Annotated in this window: 1 protein-coding gene and 2 pseudogenes; all 3 read left to right on the top strand. The window is 33.7% G+C overall.

Annotated features, from left to right (window positions below; translation table 11 throughout):
* Positions 1-717: pseudogene (locus LS74_RS10725) on the top strand (hypothetical protein); the annotation flags it as partial.
* Positions 714-1,373, top strand: a complete 660-nt coding sequence (locus LS74_RS10720) for a hypothetical protein (protein ID WP_034589702.1) — start codon at positions 714-716, stop codon at positions 1,371-1,373. The pseudogene LS74_RS10725 and the gene LS74_RS10720, both read left to right, overlap by 4 nt.
* Positions 1,370-1,963 (top strand): annotated as a pseudogene (locus LS74_RS10715) (bacteriophage T4 gp5 trimerisation domain-containing protein); the annotation flags it as partial. The gene LS74_RS10720 and the pseudogene LS74_RS10715, both read left to right, overlap by 4 nt.

Here is a 1,963-nt window from a genome sequence, read left to right as displayed (position 1 = left end):
GAAATAGTCAATATTCCTTTCAAAGAAGAATGGGAGAATAAGCAAATAAGATTCTTTGCTTATTTATGGAGAGCAAATAGAGATGTGGGGGTGGATGTGGAGTTTGAAGATGCAACACATTTTGTAAATGAAGCTTATTATGACAAAATAATTATAAAAGCTAAAGATGATGATAGTGAAATGTTGCAGATTCTTTATACTCCATACCATATGGACGACCCTGCACTGCAAGATATGAGTGCTATGTTTATCCCTATTTTGAGAGGGCTAAAAATATTTTCAAAATTTGGAAGCAATACCCCAAAAGAGCCTATTACTTGGAAAAAGATAGAACAAAGACTTGATACTTTGCATAATGTCAAAAAGTTGAATTTACCAAGAAATAAGGAGGCTATTTATGAGGTTAGTAGTCTAAAAGAATTAAGAGAGCTAAAAGATGAATTTACTCATGGAACATACAGATTGCCAGATAAGATAGAAGCAAAAGGTGTCAGAGAGGAGTATGCCTTAAGAGACCATACAAACACTATCGTGCAATATAGGGCTTATTCTAATCAAAGAATGAGTGGAGGAAAACCGACTATTGATATTCGGACTCAAACTACGCATAATGGCAAACAAATCAATATGATTCATAAAATTCATATACGATATACTAAAATCAAAAAAGAAGATGGAACATTTATAATCAAAATCTTAGAATGGTTTGAAAAATGATAAAATCCTATATGCAAAACTTTAGCATTAAGCATTATAAAATGATAGATTCTAAAACTCATCGTCTCTTTGGGGATTGGCGTAATCACAAGGCTTTAAGAAATACAAACACAAGCCTTATGGATATATATCGCATCGCTTATCCCAATGCAAATAGGGCAGATGTTTTGGAGTTGATAGAATTTAGTCTTTATAATCAGCTACTTTATGAATGGCACGAGATTGATGAAGTATTGATGAGTGAATGGCTAAATGACTATGAAAAGGAATATTTGCATATTATACAAGAGGCATTTTTAAAGCAACACATAGAATTTGGCTCAAGTCTTGATGAGGCGATAGATTCTCTCTATAATCTCTCTAACTATAAGCAATCTTGCAAGGAAGCTTGGGAGTATTTTAAGGAAAACTTTATCGATAATGAACGATATTTTGCGTGGGAAGTGAAATGTGATGTAAAACTTACCAAAGAGAGTTTTTGGGATAATCCTAAGTGTTGGAGCAGATATAATGTGTGGGTGGATATTACGCCCAAAGGCACACAATACTTCAATGAAATCCTAGCCCCTAGATTCTATAACAAATACAAAGACTTAAGTGTTGAAATAGATTCAAAAGGAAATATTATAAAGTGGATAGGAAAGATTAATAGATGAGTGCTTCAAACATATCTCACTCTTATGTCAATACTCTAACCCTTTTACCTCTCCCCTTTAGCTACACCCCCTCTTTAAAAAGTAAGCCTAAAGCTCCAAATAGCACTCTAGGAATTGTGATTGGGCAGAGTGAGGATATAGAGGGACAAAGAAATACTATTCATACAGATAACTTTGGCAGGGTGAAAGTAAGAATGAATTGCTTTGCTAATCAAGAAGTTATAGATAATGCAAGAGCGAAAGAACAAAGAAATGCTCAAGGAAATAATGCAGAGAATGACAATTCACAAAGCACTTTTCAAAACATTAACGACAACAATAACACACAAGAATATCCTACAAATACTCTAACAAATACAAACTCTACACAAACAACCAATGATACTCTAAGCAATACAAGAGAGACAAACAAGAATATACACTCACAAGAAAATCATACAACAAACAATGATGCGGAGAGTAACAATTCACAAACAAAAGCCTATTCTTATCATTACTCTCCTTATCTTAGAGTAAGCTCCCCTATTGCAAGTGCAAGTTCAGGTTTTTATCATACTCCAAGAGTTGGAGATGAAGTGATTGTGAGTTTC

This window comes from Helicobacter magdeburgensis, assembly GCF_000765825.2.
Taxonomy (GTDB): Bacteria; Campylobacterota; Campylobacteria; order Campylobacterales; family Helicobacteraceae; genus Helicobacter_C; species Helicobacter_C magdeburgensis.
This window is presented reverse-complemented; position numbering and strand designations above follow the sequence as displayed.

What these genes read in the sequence shown, in the direction of transcription:
- LS74_RS10720 (WP_034589702.1), top strand. Translation starts at nt 714, where the DNA reads ATGATAAAATCCTATATGCAAAACTTTAGCATTAAGCATTATAAAATG.